This window comes from Paenibacillus oleatilyticus (genome assembly GCF_018998565.1).
In the GTDB taxonomy this organism is placed as follows: Bacteria; Bacillota; Bacilli; order Paenibacillales; family NBRC-103111; genus Paenibacillus_G; species Paenibacillus_G oleatilyticus.
On the sequence record NZ_JAHNZO010000197.1, the window covers coordinates 1 to 325 of the forward strand.

The window sequence follows — 325 nt, forward strand, 5'->3', positions numbered from 1 at the left end:
GGGTATCGCCGAGATCCAACGTCGGCAGCGCCTGCAGCAGGGCGTACAGCTTGCCGACGTAGTTTTCCGGCGTGTGCGCCAGCTGCAAACCGAAAAAGTCCTTAATCTGCATGGTGGCGATGGTGATGGCGATACCGGAGGTAAAACCGAGCGTCACCGGCAGCGGAATGTACTCGATCAGCCGGCCAAAGCGCGCCAGCCCCATCAGCAGCAGAAATACCCCGGAGATCAGCGTGGCGACCAGCAGGCCGGCCAGGCCGAACTGCTGCGAGACCGGATAGAGGATCACCACGAAGGCGGCGGTGGGGCCGGAGACGCTGTAGCG

The 325-nt window shown here is 63.4% G+C and carries 1 protein-coding gene; it reads right to left on the bottom strand.

Annotated elements, in window-relative coordinates:
• Positions 1-325 (bottom strand): SulP family inorganic anion transporter (locus KQX66_RS39160; protein ID WP_253957683.1); only part of this gene is annotated, 325 nt, incomplete at both ends.